13 protein-coding genes and 1 tRNA gene are annotated in these 18017 nt (G+C 63.1%); 11 read left to right on the top strand and 3 right to left on the bottom strand.

Annotation, left to right across the window (positions count from 1 at the left end):
• Nucleotides 1-52: 52 nt before the first annotated feature.
• The 7 genes from OOT43_RS02475 (at nt 53) to OOT43_RS02445 (ending at nt 8560) form a co-directional block, all read left to right on the top strand.
• Nucleotides 53-190 carry a hypothetical protein gene (locus tag OOT43_RS02475; RefSeq protein WP_266023099.1) on the top strand — a complete coding sequence of 46 codons (138 nt, stop codon included), beginning with the start codon at nt 53-55 and terminating at the stop codon, nt 188-190.
• A gap of 31 nt (nt 191-221) precedes the next feature.
• A complete protein-coding gene (locus OOT43_RS02470) occupies nt 222-1862 on the top strand; it encodes an ATP-binding protein (protein WP_266023098.1) in 1641 nt (546 codons plus the stop codon).
• A gap of 94 nt (nt 1863-1956) precedes the next feature.
• Nucleotides 1957-2292, top strand: coding sequence for an STAS domain-containing protein (locus OOT43_RS02465; protein WP_266023096.1), 336 nt, complete (start codon nt 1957-1959; stop codon nt 2290-2292).
• Nucleotides 2293-2305: 13 nt separating this feature from the next.
• Nucleotides 2306-2734 (top strand): ATP-binding protein, encoded by a 429-nt coding sequence (locus OOT43_RS02460; protein ID WP_266023095.1) that lies wholly within the window; start codon nt 2306-2308, stop codon nt 2732-2734.
• A 29-nt stretch (nt 2735-2763) separates the two neighbouring features.
• Complete coding sequence (locus tag OOT43_RS02455; RefSeq protein ID WP_266023094.1) at nt 2764-6141, top strand: NAD-glutamate dehydrogenase domain-containing protein; 3378 nt, start codon at nt 2764-2766, stop codon at nt 6139-6141.
• An 11-nt stretch (nt 6142-6152) separates the two neighbouring features.
• On the top strand, nt 6153-6305 hold the full coding sequence (locus OOT43_RS02450; RefSeq protein WP_266023093.1) for a PAS domain-containing protein: 153 nt from the start codon (nt 6153-6155) through the stop codon (nt 6303-6305).
• Nucleotides 6302-8560, top strand: a complete 2259-nt coding sequence (locus OOT43_RS02445; protein ID WP_266023092.1) for a PAS domain S-box protein — start codon at nt 6302-6304, stop codon at nt 8558-8560. Before OOT43_RS02450 ends, OOT43_RS02445 begins: the two co-directional genes overlap by 4 nt.
• Before the next feature lie 59 nt (nt 8561-8619).
• Here the strand turns inward: OOT43_RS02445 and pgsA are convergent, their stop codons facing one another.
• Together pgsA and uvrC are read right to left on the bottom strand one after the other, a co-directional pair.
• Nucleotides 8620-9189 carry a CDP-diacylglycerol--glycerol-3-phosphate 3-phosphatidyltransferase gene (gene pgsA / locus OOT43_RS02440; RefSeq protein WP_266023091.1) on the bottom strand — a complete coding sequence of 190 codons (570 nt, stop codon included), beginning with the start codon at nt 9187-9189 and terminating at the stop codon, nt 8620-8622.
• Between the two features lie 3 nt (nt 9190-9192).
• Complete coding sequence (gene uvrC / locus OOT43_RS02435; RefSeq protein WP_266023090.1) at nt 9193-11025, bottom strand: excinuclease ABC subunit UvrC; 1833 nt, start codon at nt 11023-11025, stop codon at nt 9193-9195.
• A 176-nt stretch (nt 11026-11201) separates the two neighbouring features.
• Between uvrC and secA the strand changes: the two genes are divergently transcribed.
• The 4 genes from secA (at nt 11202) to glnA (ending at nt 17664) form a co-directional block, all read left to right on the top strand.
• The gene (secA, locus tag OOT43_RS02430) at nt 11202-13919 is read left to right on the top strand and encodes a preprotein translocase subunit SecA (protein WP_266023089.1); all 2718 of its coding nucleotides are present in this window, start codon (nt 11202-11204) and stop codon (nt 13917-13919) included.
• On the top strand, nt 13903-15129 hold the full coding sequence (gene argJ, locus OOT43_RS02425) for a bifunctional glutamate N-acetyltransferase/amino-acid acetyltransferase ArgJ (RefSeq protein ID WP_266023088.1): 1227 nt from the start codon (nt 13903-13905) through the stop codon (nt 15127-15129). The genes secA and argJ overlap by 17 nt, the downstream gene beginning before the upstream one ends.
• Before the next feature lie 37 nt (nt 15130-15166).
• Nucleotides 15167-16087 carry a Nudix family hydrolase gene (locus tag OOT43_RS02420; protein WP_266023087.1) on the top strand — a complete coding sequence of 307 codons (921 nt, stop codon included), beginning with the start codon at nt 15167-15169 and terminating at the stop codon, nt 16085-16087.
• A 167-nt stretch (nt 16088-16254) separates the two neighbouring features.
• Nucleotides 16255-17664: a glutamate--ammonia ligase gene (gene glnA / locus OOT43_RS02415; protein ID WP_266023086.1), complete on the top strand. Its 1410-nt coding sequence runs from the start codon at nt 16255-16257 to the stop codon at nt 17662-17664.
• 228 nt (nt 17665-17892) lie between these two features.
• On the opposite strand, the gene OOT43_RS02410 is transcribed toward glnA, so the two are convergent.
• A tRNA-Cys gene (locus tag OOT43_RS02410) sits at nt 17893-17966 on the bottom strand.
• Between the last annotated feature and the right edge of the window lie 51 nt (nt 17967-18017).

Genomic DNA, 18017 nt, shown 5'->3' with positions numbered 1-18017 from the left:
CTTGGCGGCAGGTCATCGATCGAGTCTATGGGCGAATGTGAAGAGGGATGTCATGGGGCTGTTCCTGATTTTCTCCATTATTGCTTTCCTGGTCATCGTCGGCAACGCATTGCTCCTATTGCGCACGGCGCGAAAGCCGAAGCTGCCCGAGACGGTGCGTCCCCAGCCATACTGGGACGATGAGGACTGAGGGCTTGTTGCAAACGGGGAGCCAGGACGCCATGAATGCCTCCGACAATTCGCTGATCGGTCGGATCACTGAGGTTAGGGCCGGGCGCTTCGCCGCCCGTCTGCTGTCGGAGGCGGAAGGTTTCCGTAGCGAAATATCGGTGGGGGAAGAAGCACAACGGCCCGGCCAGATCGGCGCGTACGTGTCGGTCCGGCATGGCGCTTTCCGTATTCTCGCCCTGGTTCGGGAGGTCTCCGGCGGGGCCGCTGGATCGGCCGCCGGCAGCTCGATGCAGCTGGTACCCCTGGGCGAATTCAACGACAAGGGCGCATTCAGCCGCGGGGTGCGGCGTTATCCGGTGCCGGGCGCCGAGGTCCACGCTGCCTCTCCTCAAGAGATCAACGCCGTGTTCGCCCGCACCCGCAATCTGCGGTTCAATCCGGGCTATCTGCCGAATCATCCCGCGACCGGCGTCTATCTCGACCCCTCCGCTTTGTGCAGCCGGCATTTCGCCATCCTCGGCCAGTCCGGCGCCGGCAAGTCCTGGACCGTGGCCAGCCTGATCCAGCGCATGCTCGTCTCCAGTCCCAAGGCGCACATCATCCTGCTGGACCTGCACGGCGAATATTGCTGGCGCAGCGCCGAAGGCGCACTCCACAGCGCATTTCCGCTCGAGGCCACCCGGGCGATGGATGCCCGCGAGCTGGAAATTCCCTACTGGCTGATGAGTTTCGCCGAGCTGGTGGATCTCCTGATCGAGCGCGATGATCCGGCGGCCTCGATCCAGACGGCTTTCCTGCGCGAAGCTGTGTTCGAACTCAAGCGGCGGAGCGCCAGCGAGCTGGGTCTGGAGGGTGTGTCGATCGATGCGCCGGTGTATTTCTCACTACAGGAGGTGTACGAGCGTTTCAAGGAGGCCAACGAACACCGGACCGATTTCGGCAAGACCAAGGGCCCGCTGTTCGGGCAATTCGACGAATTCCTGCTCAAGCTCGGCAGCCGGCTGCACGACGTGCGCTACGATTTCCTGCTCAACCCGAGCCGCCGCAACCGTTCGGAAACCTTACCCGGTTTGCTGCGGGATTTCGTTGGATTGGGCGAGCCGCGCTGCCAGATCAGCGTGATCGACTTGAGTCCCGTGCCGTTCGACGTGCGCCCGACCGTCTCCGCTCAGATCGGCCGGCTGGCTTTCGAATTCAACTACTGGAATCCGGACCGGCGTGAATTCCCCATCCTGCTGGTCTGCGAAGAGGCGCACGCCTACGTCCCTCGCGAACGCGCCACCCAGTACGAAGGTACGCGGAAGTCGATGGAGCGCATCGCCAAGGAGGGACGCAAATACGGCGTCGGCCTCGCCGTGGTCAGCCAGCGCCCGCACGAACTTTCCGAGACGGTGCTTTCGCAGTGCGGGTCCTACATCTGCCTGAGGATCAGCAACCCGGACGACCAGGCCTATGTCCGCAAGCTGGTGCCCGAAGGCGAGGCCGATCTGGTGGAGGTCCTCACTGCGCTGGGCCGGGGCGAAGCCCTGATCCTGGGGGAGGCGACCCCGCTGCCGGTGCGCTGCCAGATATTCAAGCCCGATCCGCCGCCCAACAGCAACGACGTGGATTTCCATAAAGCCTGGAATGCCGATGCGGACGACCTCGACATCGAGGCGATCGTCCGGCGCTGGTGGAGCCAGGGGCGATAAGCCGCTCCTTGCGCTTGTCTGTCCGCCGCCTTCGGTGTATGAGTAGGCTCATCCACGCAGGGCGACGCCTTCCGCAAGCTTGGGAACCGGAGTCATGAACCTTACGACCGAAATCATCGACGGCAAGACCGTCCTGAGGCTGGGCGAGCAGCGCCTGGATGCCCACAATTCCGGCGAACTGAAGGATTTCATGCTCAAGCTGCTGGAGGGCGGCAGTCGCCATCTGGTCGTCGACCTGAGCGGAGTGGGATTCATCGACAGTTCGGGGCTGGGCGCCCTGTTGTCCGGGCAGAAGAATGCCACCCTGCGTTCGAGCGTCTTCCTGCTGGCCGGTCTGCGGCCGCGGGTGCGCTCCATGTTCGAGCTGACCCGCCTGCACCGGGTGTTCGAGATCTATTCCACGCTCGAGGAAGCATTGCGCGGCGAGTAGCCGGGAGGTGGCCATGCATGGCGAAACCGATGTCAATGTCGACATCGTGGTCCCCAATCAGACCCGTTACCTCGGGCTGATCGGGAACATCGCGGAGCAGATCGCCAGGGAACTGGTGGACTACCGCGGCGACCGCGACACGCTGGGTTACCACCTGAACCTAGTGCTGACCGAGGCTATGGTCAACGCGATCGAGCACGCCACGCCGGGCGAGACGGACAAGACAGTCAGGGTTTGGATCCATATCGAAGACGAAGACCTGTGCATCCGGGTCTACGACCACGGCCAAGGCTTCGATCTGGAGTCCGTTCCGATGCCCGACTTCGACGATCCCGGCGAACACGGCCGCGGCATCTTTTTCATCCGCAAGTTGATGGATTCGGTGAGCTATCGCCGGACCGAGAGCGGCAATGTCCTGGAAATGCGCAAGAAGCTGGCCTAGCCGGCCGAATCGCCTGGGAGGGCGCGGTTATGAACGATAGCCGCCGTGCCTGGCCGGAAGCCGGCCAGTCTTGGGAAAGCGCCTACAGTCGTAGGCTGGAACGATTCTGCCGTAGCCGCGGGATCGCTGCGGATTCTCTGCCCGGCGCCTGGAATTTTCCTCCTGAATACCGCTCGCGGATTCCGCCGGCGGCGGCGTTGAGGGATGCGATCCGGCTGGAAACGGTGGTGCGGACGGGCGCCGATACCGCCGATCTCTGGCGGCCTTCACCGCGCTTCGGCGACCGTCACCACCGGCTGCGAATCTACAGCCCGGTCGAGCAGGATCTCGACCGGGTCATGCCGTTTCTGCAGAACCTCAATCTCCGCATTATCGACCAGATCCAGTTCAGGCTGGTATTTCAAGGGCAATGCTGTTTTATCCGGAGCTTCGCCGTAGCCTCGGGTGCAGCCACTGGCGGCGACCTTATGCCCGTGCGCGGACCTCTGCTGGAAGCCCTGGCGGCCTTGATGGCCGGGCGTGTGGAGAATGACGCCCTTAATGCGTTGATCCTCGCCACGGGCCTGTCGTGGAAGGAAATCGACATATTTCGGGCTTATCACAATTATCGCCTGCAACTCGGCAGCCGGTTCGGGCGTTCCCGTTTCCTCCGGGCGTTGTTCAACAACCCCGAAGCCACCCGCCTTCTCTACCGGTATTTCGAGAGTCGGTTTCAGCCTCGCGGGCAGGGCGACGAAGAAGTGCTGTCGGCGCTCCGGCAGGACTTCATCACGGCGCTGAACGATGTGACGGACAGCGGCGAAGATCACATACTCCGGTCGCTTTTCAACCTGATCGACGCTACGCTGCGCGCGAATTTCTACCGGCGCCGGGACGATCCGGATTATTTCATCGCCCTGAAGATCAGCGGCCTGGGCGTCATCGACATGCCCGCGCCGAAACCGCTGTTCGAAATCTATGTGCATTCCGCCGCCATGGAGGGCATCCATCTACGCGGGGCGCCAGTGGCCCGCGGCGGCATTCGGTGGTCGGACCGCCTGGACGATTTCCGGGTCGAGATTCTGGACCTGATGCAAACCCAGATGATCAAGAATGCCCTGATCGTGCCGCAAGGTGCCAAGGGCGGTTTCATCCTGAAGTCTCCGTGCCGCGATCCCGGCGAGTGCCGGCGTCTGGCGGGGGAAGCCTATGCCACGCTGATCCGGGGCATGTTGGATTTGACCGACAATGTCACGGCACGAGGCGTCATGCATCCACTGTCGGTCGTCGCCTACGACGATCCCGACCCGTATCTGGTCGTCGCCGCCGATAAAGGCACGGCGCGGCTGTCCGACACCGCCAATACCATCGCGGAGGAATACGCCTTCTGGCTGGGGGATGCCTTTGCCGCAGGCGGTTCGCAGGGTTACGACCACAAGCGGCTCGGCATCACCGCCCGCGGCGTGTGGGAATGCGTGAAGCGCCATTTCGCGGAGTTGAATCGGGACATTGACAGGGAGCCGTTCACGGCGGTCGGCATCGGCAGCATGGATGGCGATGTGTTCGGCAACGGCATGCTGTATTCCCGGAATATCCGGCTCGTGGCGGCGTTCAGCGGCCAGCACATTTTCCTGGACCCTGATCCGGATCCCGAGACGTCCTACCGGGAGCGCCGGCGGCTGTTCGATCTACCGGGCTCCACCTGGGCGGACTACGACAGCCGGGCGATCTCTTCCGGCGGCGGCGTGTTCCGGCGCGATGCAAAGGACATTCCCCTGGCTCCGCCGGTCCGGGCTTGGCTCGGCGTCCGGTACCGTTCCATCGACGGCGAGGGACTCGTCCACCTGCTGTTGACGGCGCCGGTCGACCTGCTCTGGCTCGGCGGCATCGGGACTTACGTGAAAGGCAGTTCGGAAAGTCATGAAGACGTCGGCGACCGGGCCAACGACGCGGTGCGGGTGGACGGCATCCAGCTGCGCGCGGCAGTGGTGGCGGAAGGTGCCAACCTCGGCTTCACTCAGCAAGGGCGCGTGGAGTTCGCCCTGGCCGGCGGCCGCATCAACACCGATGCGGTGGACAATTCGGCAGGAGTCGATCTGTCCGACCACGAGGTCAACCTGAAAATCCTGACCGGCCTGCTGCGGGAGCAGGGGATGATGGCCGGCGGGGAGGAGCGGAACCGGTTTCTGACCGAACTTACCCGAACCGTTTGCGATTCGGTGCTGCGCGACAACGCATCCCAAAGCCTGTGCCTTTCGCTCGACCGGGAGCGCTGCCTTCGCGACGCGGAGTCCTTTCTCGAACTCGCCGACCGGCTCGAGAGCTCCGGCAGCCTGGACCGTAGCTACGAGTCCTTCCCCGGCCGAAAAGAGGTTCAGGCCCGCGAACGGCGCGGACTGGTGCGGCCGGAACTGGCGGTCCTGCTCGCTCACGCCAAGCTGGCCCTGAAGCGGGCGCTGCTCGACGCGCCCGGTTTTCTGGATGCCGAATGGTCCCGTCCGATTCTGGCTGGGTATTTTCCTCCCAAGGTGAGGAAGCGTTACGGATCGGTTCTCCACAAGCATTCCCTGGCCCGTGAAATCACGGCCACCGTCATCTGCAACCGCATTTTGGACCAGGCCGGATCGTCTTTCCTCGTTCTGGCCGACGAACTCGATCCGGCCACTGCGGCTGATCTGGCCGGTGCCTATCTGTGCTTCGATGCCGCCATCGGGGGAGCCGAGTTGCGGAGGAAAATTTCCGGCTTTGCGGACGGCGCTGAGATGGACCGGCGATACCGGATGCTGCTGGAACTGGAAGGAGTCCTGTGCGCCTGCTGCGACTGGGCGATCCGCGAAGGCATCGGGCTGCGTCCCGGCGATACCGAAATCGGCTCCTGGCAGTCCGATCTGGCGGATTATCTGGACTATAGCGAGACTGCGCTCGGCGACAACGAGCGCACGGCATTGGCCGAGCATATGGCCGAACTGAAGGGTCTCGGCTTCGACCAACGGGAGGCGCGCACCTTGGCGCTGCTTGGCGGTCTCCGGGACTTTCCGATGCTGGCGAATCTTGCCCGGTCGGCCGGCGCGTCGCTGGAGCGGGTTGCCGGCCTGGACGATGCCATCGCCGACCTTTTGGGACTTCGCCGCTGTCTGAATCTGCTCCGGAGCGTCGGGCCGCGCGATCGCTGGGAGCGGCGGGCGCAGGCCGCCCTCCTGGAACGGTTTCGCAAGAGTGCGGTGTGCCTGACGCGGCTGGCATTGCAAGCAGGCGGGCGCGAACCGTCGACCTGGTTTTCCGAACCGCGGCTTCGGTCTCGGCTGGCGCGGTTCCGGAGGCTGCTGAACGAACTGGAGGAAGCCTCTTCGCCATCCTTGACGCCTTTCGCGGTGCTGGGCGCGGAGCTGGAAGCGCTCGTCGATCTCGGCCGGTCGTCGGGTGCCTGACGGAGCGGCCCATGCAGGAACCGGAGCTGTCGCGCGCGCTGCCGAACGCCTTCGATGAGGCACTCTGCCTGCTGGATTCGGCCCGAAACCTCATCGGGCTGAATGCCGCGGCGGAACGCCTGTTCGGTTTCAGGGTGCAGGCGTTCGCGGGAGTGCTTCCGTGAGCGACGCCGGCCGCCGGGACAGTGAAGCCACTTTGCGCGCCGTGCTCAATACGCTGGTCGACGGCATCGTCGTGATCGACGACAAGGGCATCATCCAGTTGTTCACGCCGGCGGCGGAGCGCATGTTCGGCTACGACGCCGATGAGGTTCTCGGACGCAATGTCGGACTGCTGATGCCATCGCCGTATCGCGAGGAGCACGACGGCTACATCGCCCGGTATCTGCGCACCGGAGAGCCGAGGATCATCGGGATCGGACGGGAGGTTCAGGGGCGGCGGAAGAACGGGCGGGTGTTCCCGGTTCACTTGGCGGTCGGCGAGCTGCGCATGGATCAGCGCCGCTGGTTCGTCGGCGTCACGCGGGATCTCACCTCGCGGAATCAGGCCGAGGACCGTCTTCTCATGCTTTCCAGCGCGGTGGACCAAAGCCCCTCGGGCGTGCTGATCGCCGATCCGCAAGGCCGCATCCAGTACGTGAATCGAGGTTTCACGGCGCTGACGGGGTACGGGGCGGAGGAACTCGTCGGCACGCGGCCCGGTGTGGCGAGGGCAGGGGATGCGGACCGGTTCGGACGTCTGCGCCATGTCATCCGCTCGCAAGGGGAATGGCGCGGAGAGGTGAGGGATATCCGCAAGAACGGCGAAATCTATTGGGCGCTGGAAAGCATCACCCCGATTCGCAGCGCAACCGGCGAGGTGACGCACTATCTCGTCATCCAGCAGGACATCACCGAACAAAAGCGGGACAAGGAGGCGCTCACCGAGAGCGAGGAACGATTCCGCCAGGTTGCGGAAATGGCCGGGGAGTGGCTCTGGGAACAGGACCCCGAGGGGCATTATCTCTACAGCAGCGGAGCGGTGCGGGCCATCCTCGGCTTCGACCCGGAGGAGGTGCGGGGCAAACATTACTTCGACCTGCTGACGCCCGAGGACCGGCAGCACTGGATGAATGCCTTGCCTTCCTCCAAGGCGAGCGAAAAACCGTTCTTCCGCCTAATCAACCGCTACCGGCACAACGACGGTCACGAGGTCTATACGGAATCCACCGGAGCGCCAATCTTCGGTGAGCGGGGCGAACTGATCAAATGGCGGGGCGTGGACCACGACATCACCTCCCGCAAGCGTTACGAGGATGAACTGCGAGTGCGCAATCGCGCGATCGAGTCGGCAAGCGTCGGCATCAACATCGCTGATGCACAGTCGAAGGGACTGCCGAACGTTTACGTCAATCCGGCGCTGAGCCGCATCACCGGATATTCCCGCGAGGAGTTGCTCGATCACAGCATGCGGATGTTGCAGGGAGCGGAGACCGATCCGGAACGGATCGAAGAAATACGCGATGCGATCCGGGCGGGACAGCCCTGCCAGCTAACGATCAAGAACTACCGCAAGGACGGCACCCCGTTCTGGAATGAGCTGCTGATCTCGCCAGTCAAGGACGAGGCGGGAGTCATCACCCACTACATCGGGATACAGACCGATGTGACCGAGCGCCGCCGGGCGGAGGAGGAGCGGCACGAGCTGGAAATCGCAAAGCAGATCCAGCTATCGCTCCTGCCCGAGGCTCCGCTTCACCTCGCGACGGCCGAGATCGCCGGCCTCTGCGTGCCCGCGACCCATGTGGGGGGGGATTATTTCGATTATTTCCATCGCGGCGATTTGGTGGATATGGTCATCGCTGACGTCTCCGGCCACAGTGTCGGCGCCGCGCTCATCATGGCGGAGGCCCGCAGCGTGCTCCGGGCGGAGGCTCGCAGGACGCTGGCGGAGCCGGCTTCGGGCGAAGGGGTCGCCCCGATTCTCGGCGGCATCAACGACATGTTGCATGAGGACCTGTCTGGGGCGGATCTGTTCATCACGATGTTCTACGTCCGCTACGATTGCCGCACGCGCAGGGCGAGCTATGCCAACGCCGGGCACAATTTCGCGTTGCTGCTCAGGAGCGGGGAGAGGAGCTGTATTCCTCTGGACGCCGACGGTTTGGTCCTGGGCGTCAGAAAAGGCGTGGCTTTCGAGGAAAAGACCGTGGACTTGAAGGCCGGGGACTGGTTGCTGCTCTATACCGACGGCGTGGTGGAAGCGCAGAACGGCGAAGGGGAGTTCTTCGGCACCGCCCGCCTCTGCCACCAGTTTTCGACGCGCCGTTCACTGGAGCCTGAGGCGATGGTGGCCGGACTCCTGGCCGAACTTCGAGCATTTGCCGGGAAGAGCCCTCTGCGGGACGACGTCAGCATGGTGGCCCTGCGGGCGCGCTGACGCGGAGTGCCTTGCCTGGGCCGGCCATCCGCTCTTCCCGGCCCACGGAGGAACCGCCCTCATTCCGCTTCGGTGCTCGCCTTGAAGACCGGCATGGCGGCCTGGAGATAAACGACCATCGACCACAGCGTCAGCACGGCGGAAACCACCAGCAGCAATTCTCCCGTCGTCTTGACCGCGCCGTACGGGGCATCCAGACCGAGCAGCAGGAGCGTGATCGCCAGCATCTGGAAGGTGGTTTTCCATTTTCCGAGGGAGGATACCTCGACCCGCCTGCGCTGCCCGATTTCCGCCATCCACTCGCGCAGCGAGGCAATGGTGATTTCCCTGCCGATGATGACGGCGGAGGCTACCGCGATCAGCGGCTGCGGCTCGGCCTGTACGATCAGGACCAGAGCCACGGCGACCATCAGCTTGTCGGCCACGGGGTCCAGGAACGCACCGAAGCGGGTAGCCAGGCCCATCCGCCGGGCGAGGTAACCGTCCAGCCAGTCGGTAGCTGCGGCGATCGCAAAAATGATGCCGCAGACGACATGGGCGGCGCTCCAGGGTACGTAGAACAGCACCGCGAGAATCGGGATGAGCACGATCCTCAGAAGCGTCAGGTAGGTGGGCAGGTTGAAGTGCATGAGTTAGGCGCCATGATCGTGGAACATGTCGTAAATCCGCTGAGCCAGTTGCCGGTTGATTCCCTCGACGCTGCTCAGGGCTTCCACGTCGGCGCGGCTGATTTGCCGCAAGCCGCCGAACTGCCGCAGCAACTGCTGTCGCCGTTTGGGACCGAGGCCCGCTATGGCCTGCAGCGGTGATTGGGTCGCGGCTTTCGCCCGCCGTTGCCGGTGCCCGGTGATGGCGAAGCGGTGCGCCTCGTCGCGGATGTGCTGGATCAGCAGGGAGCCGGGGTTGTTGGGTTCGACGACGATGGGATCGCTGCAGCCTGCTTTGAACAGGGTCTCCATGCCGGGCTTTCTGTCGGGCCCTTTGGCGATGCCGATTATACGGATATTTCCCACGCCAAGTTTGTCCAGCGCCTCGGCCGCCGCGTGAATCTGGCCCTTGCCGCCGTCGATGAACAGGATGTCCGGCGCCTCGACCTCGCCGGCGCGAACCCGCTGGTAGCGGCGCGAAAGCGCCTGGGCCATGGCCGCATAATCGTCGCCGCCGGTGATGCCTTCGATGTTGAAGCGGCGGTAGGCCGACTTCAGCGGCCCGTTGCTGTCGAATACGACGCACGACGCAACCGTCTGGTCGCCCTGGGTGTGGCTGATGTCGAAGCATTCCATGCGGTTGGGTGGTTCCGCCAGACCCAGCATCTCGGTCAGGTGCCGCAGGCGATCTGCGATGTTCAGCTGGCTGGCCAGCCTGGTCTTCAGCGCGTATTCGGCGTTGGCCTGAGCCAGCTCCAGGCGCCTGGCGCGCTCGCCCCGCAGCCGCCAGGAAATCTTGACGCCGCGCTTGGCCTGTTGGCCGAGCACGGTTTCGAACAGCTCGCGTTCGCGGATCTCGTGGCTTAGCAGCAGGTCCCGCGGGATCTCCTTATCCAGGTAGAACTGGGGTATGAAGGCCTCGAGCACTGCCGCGGCGTCGTGTTCGTCCTGCATTCTCGGAAAAAAGCTGCGGTCGCCGATCTGCTGGCCGTTGCGGATGAATACGACGTGGACGCAGGCGATATTGCCCCTGATGGCGCAGGCAATCATGTCGAGATCCCCCTGCTCACCGGCGACGAGCTGTTTTGCCAGCACGGTCCTGAGATTGGATATCTGGTCCCGGTAACGCGCTGCCTTTTCGAACTCCAGCCGCTGGGCGGCTTGTTCCATGCGCTGCGCGAGCCGGTCGATCAGCGCCTCCCCCCGGCCTTCGAGAAACAGCAGGGTGTTGGCGACGTCCTCGCCGTAGGTCTCCGGCCCGACCAGTCCCACGCAAGGGCCGGTGCAGCGCTCGATCTGGTATTGCAGGCAGGGCCGGGTGCGGTTGGCGAAATACGAGTCTTCGCATTGGCGGACCGGGAAGATCTTCTGCAGGGTTTTCAGGCTGTCGCGTACCGCGGCGGCGCTCGGGAATGGCCCGAAGAAGCGCCCCGGCCGCGCCCGGCTGCCGCGATGGAAGGCCAGCCGCGGAAATTCCTGTTGGGTGGAGACATAGATGTAGGGATAGCTCTTGTCGTCGCGCAGGTTGATGTTGTAGCGCGGCTTGTGGCGCTTGATGAGCTGGTTTTCCAGCAGCAGCGCCTCGCCCTCGGTGCGGGTCACCGTGACCTCGATCGCCTGCACCCGCGCCACCATTGCGTTCTGCTTGGGCGAATTGTCGCGCTGGGCGAAGTGGCTGGCCACGCGCTTCTTCAGGTTCTTGGCCTTGCCGACGTAGATCACCTCGCCGTTGCCGTCCAGCATTTTATAGACGCCGGGCGCACCGGTCAGGGTCGCCAGGAAGGCCTTGATGTCGAAAGCCGCTGCCGCGGTGCTCATGGTGCCGAAAGGAGTAAGCCTGGGAGATTGCCGATGCCTGATTATATTCCGCCGCAGCCGCTTTCCCCATTTCGCCCGCCCGGTCGCCCGCAGGCGGCCGGCCCCCGCATTTCTCCAGGGGTCGGGTTTTGCGGTATTATGAGCGGATTACGTTTTCGTCCGGAATTCACCGAATCATGCTTGGCAAGCTTGTCAGAAAGGTCGTCGGCAGCCGCAACGACCGCATCATCAAACGCAAGAGGCGTCTGGTCAAGAAGATCAACCAGCTCGAACCCACGATCGCGGCGCTGACCGATGAGGCGCTGGGACGGAAAACCCTGGAATTCCGGGAGCGGCTGAGCAGCGGCGAGACTCTCGACGAACTGTTGGTGGAGGCTTTCGCAGTGGTGCGGGAGGCTTCGCGGCGCGTGCTGAACATGCGCCATTTCGACGTTCAGTTGATCGGCGCCATGGTGCTGAACGACGGCAAGATCGCCGAGATGAAAACCGGCGAAGGCAAGACGCTGGTCGCTACCCTGGCCGCCTACCTCAATGCGTTGCCCGGCAAAGGCTGCCATGTGGTGACGGTGAACGATTATCTGGCGCGGCGCGATGCCGAGTGGATGGGCAAGCTTTACGGTTTCCTGGGCCTGAGCACCGGTGTCATCGTCAGCAACCTGGACCAGGAGCAGCGCCGCCAGGCCTATGCCTGCGACATCACCTACGGCACCAACAACGAATTCGGCTTCGACTATCTGCGCGACAACATGGCGTTCACCCTGGATCAGCGGGTGCAGCGCGATCCGTTTTTCGCGATCGTCGACGAAGTGGACTCCATCCTCATCGACGAGGCGCGTACGCCGCTGATCATCTCCGGCCCGACCGAGGACCGCAGCGATCTCTATCACAAAGTCAACATCCTGATTCCTCATCTGATCCGCCAGGAAAAGGAAGGCGGTCCGGGCGATTATTCGGTGGACGAAAAAGCGCGGCAGGTTTACCTGACGGAGAGCGGGCACGAGGCCATCGAGCGGGTGATGGTGGAACAGGGGCTGATCGGCGCCGAAGAAAGCCTCTACGACGCCGTCAACATCCGCCTGATGCACTACATCAATGCCGCTCTGAAAGCGCACGCGCTGTTCCAGCGCGACGTGGACTACATCGTGCGTGACGACGAGATTATCATCGTCGACGAATTCACGGGCCGCGCCATGCCCGGCCGGCGCTGGTCCGAGGGGCTGCACCAGGCGGTGGAGGCGAAGGAAAACGTGCAGGTGCACAACGAGAACCAGACGCTGGCCTCGATCACCTTCCAGAATTATTTCCGTCTTTACGAGAAGCTGGCCGGTATGACGGGCACGGCGGACACCGAGGCGCCGGAGTTCCATCAGATCTATGGCCTCGAGGTGGTCATGGTCCCGCCGAACCGGCCGATGGTCCGCAACGACATGGGCGATCTGGTCTATCTCACCGCCCGCGAGAAGTTCGGGGCGATCGTCGAGGACATCAAGTATTGCGTCGAGCACGGCAAGCCGGTGTTGGTCGGTACCGCTTCGATCGAGAATTCGGAACTGCTGTCCGGCATCCTGCGCCAGGCCGGCGTGCCGCATCAGGTGCTCAATGCCAAGCACCATGAGCAGGAGGCGCACATCATCGCCCAGGCCGGCCGGCCGGGAGCGGTCACCATCGCCACCAACATGGCAGGTCGAGGCACGGACATCGTGCTGGGTGGCAGCCTGGAAGAGGATCTGGCCCAGGCCGATCCCGCCTTGGCCGAGCAGGTCAAGGCGGAGTGGCAGAGGCGCCACGACGCGGCCGTCGCTGCCGGCGGCCTGCATGTCATCGGCTCGGAGCGCCACGAATCGCGCCGCATCGACAATCAGTTGCGCGGCCGTTCGGGACGTCAGGGGGACCCGGGTTCTACCCGCTTCTATCTCTCGCTGGAAGATCCCCTGATGCGGATCTTCGCTTCCGACCGGGTCGCGGTGCTGATGCAGCGCCTCGGCATGAAGGAAGGGGAGTCGATCGAGCATCCCTGGGTGACCCGGGCCATCGAGAACGCCCAGCGCAAGGTGGAAGCCCGCAATTTCGACATCCGCAAGCAGTTGCTGGAATACGACAACGTCGCCAACGACCAGCGCAAAGTGATCTACCACATGCGCACTGAGCTGATGCGTGCGGACGATATTTCCAAGACCATCGAGGATATCCGCCATGATGTGCTCGGTCGCATGTTCGTGGAACACGTTCCTCCGCATACCCTCGAGGAGCAGTGGGACGCCCAGGGGCTGGAGGAGGTGGTCGGGCGCGAGATCGGCTTGAGCCTGCCGATACGGCAATGGCTGGATGACGAACCCGACCTCCATGAGGAAACCTTGCTGGAGCGCCTCATCGACGAGGCCGACGCCGCGTATGCCGCCAAGGTCGATGCGATCGGACCGCAGGTCATGCGGCACTTCGAGAAGTCGGTAATGCTCCAGGTGCTCGACAATTCCTGGAAGGAGCATCTGGCCTCGATGGACCATCTGCGCCAGGGAATACATCTGCGCGGCTACGCTCAGAAGGACCCCAAGCAGGAATACAAGCGGGAAGCCTTCGAGATGTTCACCGGCATGCTCGACGGCATCAAGCAGGAGGTGGTCGGCATCGTCTCCCGCGTGCAGGTCCATTCCGAGGAGGAAGTGCAGGAGATGGAGGAGCAGAGCCGCCAGCCGCAGGAAATGCAGTTTCAGCATGCCGAGGTCAGCGCCCTGACCATGGAGGAGCCGCCCGCCGCGCCGGATGAAGCGCAGGACTATGCGATTCCGGAAGGTCCCCGGCCATTCGTGCGTCCCGGCGACAAGGTCGGCCGCAACGATCCTTGCCCTTGTGGTTCCGGGAAAAAATACAAGCAGTGCCATGGCCGTCTTGCCTGACGAGAAAGGAGCGGCGTACGCCCGCATCAGTCCGATCGCCGGGATTCGCCTCGGCACCGCGGCGGCGGCCATCAAGCATGCCGGGCGCGACGACGTGCTGCTCATCGAAATGGCGGAAGATTCGGCCTGTGCAGCCGTGTTTACCCAGAACGCCTTCTGCGCTGCACCGGTCGCCGTGTCGCGCGAACATCTGCCCCAGGCACCGCGCTGGCTGCTGGTCAACTCGGGCAACGCCAATGCAGGTACCGGTGAGCGTGGCTTGGCGGATGCCCGCGCGAGCTGCGAGGCGGTCGCCGCGCTCGCCGGCGGGCAGGCCGAACAGGTCCTGCCCTTTTCCACCGGGGTGATCGGCGAATACCTGCCGGTCGACAAGATCCGCGCAGCCTTGCCGAAAGCCTTCGAGGCTCTGTCGGAGGACGGCTGGGAGGCCGCCGCCCGCGCCATCATGACCACCGACACCCGGCCGAAGACCGCGACCCGCAGAATCGAGATAGAGGGGCATCCGGTCTTTGTATCCGGTATCGCCAAGGGCGCCGGCATGATTCACCCGAACATGGCGACTCTGCTGGCCTTCGTCGCCACCGATGCCCGTATCGGGGCCCAGCTGCTGCAGAGTGTCCTGCAACATGCGGCCGATCGTTCGTTCAATTGCATCACCGTCGACGGCGACACCTCGACCAATGACGCCTGCGTGCTGATGGCGAGCCAGCGCTCGACAGCGCCGCGGATCGAACCCGGCAGTTCCCACCTCGAGACCTTCCAGGCCGCCGTCGACGCGGTGCTGGATGAACTGGCCGAAGAGATCGTCCGCGATGGGGAAGGCGCCACCAAGTTCATCCGCATCGTGGTCGAAGAAGCGGTTTCGGAAGACGAAGCCAGGCAGGTCGGGAAAACCATCGCGCATTCGCCCCTGGTCAAGACCGCTTTTTTCGCCAGCGATCCCAATTGGGGCCGCATCCTGGCGGCGGTCGGGCGGGCGGGATGCGAGGGCCTGGACATTTCGCGGGTGGCAATCTGGCTGGACGAAGTCCAGATCGTTGCCGGCGGCGGACGCGACCCCGGCTATACCGAGGCGCAGGGCGTCGCCGTGATGCAGCGGCCGGAGATCACCGTGCGGGTATCCTTGGGAATGGGTAAGGCTTCCGCCCGCGTGTTGACCTGCGATTTCTCGTTCGATTACGTCCGTATCAACGCCGAGTACCGGACCTGAATTTCCGTTGGCGTCCCTCGGAAACAAGGAGATTCGCGTGGCCGCCGGTGTCGTCGAAGACGCCACCGGCCGCATCCTGATCGCGCAACGGCCGCCGAAGGTGGATCAGGGCGGTCTATGGGAGTTTCCCGGCGGCAAGATCGAACCGGGTGAGACCCCGTTGGACGCCTTGCACCGTGAGCTGATGGAGGAAATCGGTATCGCCGTAGAGAGTGCCGAACCGATGCTGGTGGTACGCCACGACTATCCCTCGCGGCGGGTCGTCCTGGACATCTGGCGGGTTCAGCGGTTTTCCGGCGTCGCCCGCGGCTGTCTGGGACAGCCCATTCGCTGGGTCAGCCCCGACGAACTGGTCGATTTCCAATTTCCGGCAGCGAACCGTTTCATCGTGGCGGCGGCGCGGCTGCCGTACCATTATCCGATCGTGGACGAGGCGGCAGGCGATCTCACGGCCATGCGTCGCCGATTCCGTCGGCTGGTGGCTGCGGGCTATTCGCTGATCCAGTTACGGGCGAAAGCGCTGTCGCGGACGGACTACCGCGCGTTCGCCCGGGAATGCTTGGACTACTGTGCCCACGATCATACTCGATTGATTTTGAACGCAGAGCCGGAACTGGCGGTCGAACTCGGTGCCGGTGGCGTTCATCTTACCAGCGCGCGCTTGAACAACCTGGATGCAAGACCGCTGGACGACAGATTCTGGGTCGCCGCATCGTGCCACGACGTGGGCGAACTGGAAAAGGCGGAATCGCTGCAACTGGATTTCGCCGTGTTCGGTCCCGTGCTGCCGACCCGGTCCCATCCGGCGTCGGCTCCGCTGGGCTGGGGGCATTTCTCCGAATGCCTCCAGGCCGTCAACCTTCCGGTATACGCATTGGGCGGGATGACGGCGGAGCATCTCGCCAGCGCCCGATCGGCGGGCGCCTGGGGGATAGCGGGCATTCGGGGATTTCCGTGATAGCGATGTTCTATGGAGGTGCAGTTGGCACTATTAAAGTGCGCCTATCGTTTCGCATGGCGCTTGGCTCGGGCGTAAAATCAAGAAGATATTTGCCCAGTAGCCTTGGTACAATTCCTGTGTAACCTTGAAGTTACCCAATCCTAGCTGGAGGAGACGAGCTTACTATGACACCGAAAGACGTATTGCAGATCATCAAGGAAAAGGAAATCCGCTACGTGGACCTGCGTTTCGCCGATACCCGCGGCAAAGAACAGCACGTAACGGTTCCCGCTTCGACGATCGACGAGGCTGCCTTCGAAGAGGGCAAGATGTTCGACGGTTCTTCGATCGCCGGATGGAAAGGCATCAACGAATCCGACATGATTCTGATGCTGGACGCATCCACGGCAGTGATGGATCCGTTCTTCGACGATCCTACACTGATCGTCCGTTGCGACATCGTTGAACCGGCCACCATGCAGGGTTACGAACGCGATCCGCGCTCCATCGCCAAGCGGGCCGAAGCCTACATGAAGTCCACCGGCATTGCAGACACCGCATTCTTCGGTCCGGAAAACGAATTCTTCATCTTCGACGACATTCGTTGGGGCGCCAACATGTCCGGCTCGTTCTACAAGGTCGATTCGGAAGAAGCCGGATGGAACTCCGAGAAAGTCTACGAAGACGGCAACATCGGCCACCGACCTGGTACCAAGGGCGGCTATTTCCCGGTTCCGCCGGTCGACTCGTTCCAGGATCTGCGTTCCGCCATGTGCAACACCCTGGAAGACATGGGCATGGGCGTGGAAGTCCATCACCACGAGGTTGCGACTGCCGGCCAGTGCGAAATCGGCGTCAAATTCAACACCCTGGTGAAGAAGGCTGACGAAGTTCTGCTGCTCAAGTACGTCGTTCAGAACGTGGCGCACGCCTATGGCAAGACCGCAACCTTCATGCCGAAGCCGCTGGTCGGCGACAACGGCAACGGCATGCACGTGCACCAGTCGATCGCGAAGGACGGTAAGAACCTGTTCAGCGGCGATCTGTACGGGGGCCTGTCCGAAACGGCGCTGTACTACATCGGCGGCATTATCAAGCATGCCAAGGCCCTGAACGCCTTCTGCAACGCATCCACCAATAGCTACAAGCGGCTGGTGCCTGGTTTCGAAGCGCCGGTGATGCTGGCCTACTCGGCTCGCAACCGTTCGGCCTCCATCCGTATACCCTACGTGATGAACCCTAAAGCCCGCCGTATCGAAGTCCGCTTCCCGGACTCCACCGCCAATCCCTACCTGGCATTCGCAGCCATGCTGATGGCCGGCCTCGACGGCATCCAGAACAAGATCCATCCGGGCGACGCCATGGACAAGGATCTTTACGATCTGCCGCCGGAAGAAGAGAAGGCCATCCCCCAGGTCTGCTATTCCTTCGACCAGGCTCTGGAAGCACTGGACAACGACCGCGAGTTCCTCACCCGCGGCGGTGTGTTCACCGACGACATGATCGACGCTTATCTCGAACTCAAGGGCCAGGAAGTGACTCGTCTGCGCATGAGCACCCACCCGGTCGAGTTCGATATGTACTACAGTCTCTAAGCCCGGTCTGAGGTAGTGGATAACCCGCTTGGTCCATGACCAGGCGGGTTTTTGGCGTCAGCGCGATTTCGGGCGGAAAGTGCAACCCGCTAGCAGCAGATTGGCTCTAGTCGGAGGAGCTTTGATAGGGGCGGATTTTGGGCCGATTTCCTACCGGATTTGGTCGTATTTTGGCAAGACCGGCTGTGCCGCGGCTTGTCTTAAAATTCCGATCCGGAAGAAGAAAGATGGAGGCTGAGGTCGGAATCGAACCGGCATAGACGGATTTGCAATCCGCAGCATAACCACTCTGCCACTCAGCCTTTGAAGATAAAGCAAAAAGCCGCGGTTAGGTGCGCGGCTTTTCCGAAAGC

It is taken from the genome of Methylococcus mesophilus (genome assembly GCF_026247885.1).
In the GTDB taxonomy this organism is placed as follows: domain Bacteria; phylum Pseudomonadota; class Gammaproteobacteria; order Methylococcales; family Methylococcaceae; genus Methylococcus; species Methylococcus mesophilus.
This window is presented reverse-complemented; position numbering and strand designations above follow the sequence as displayed.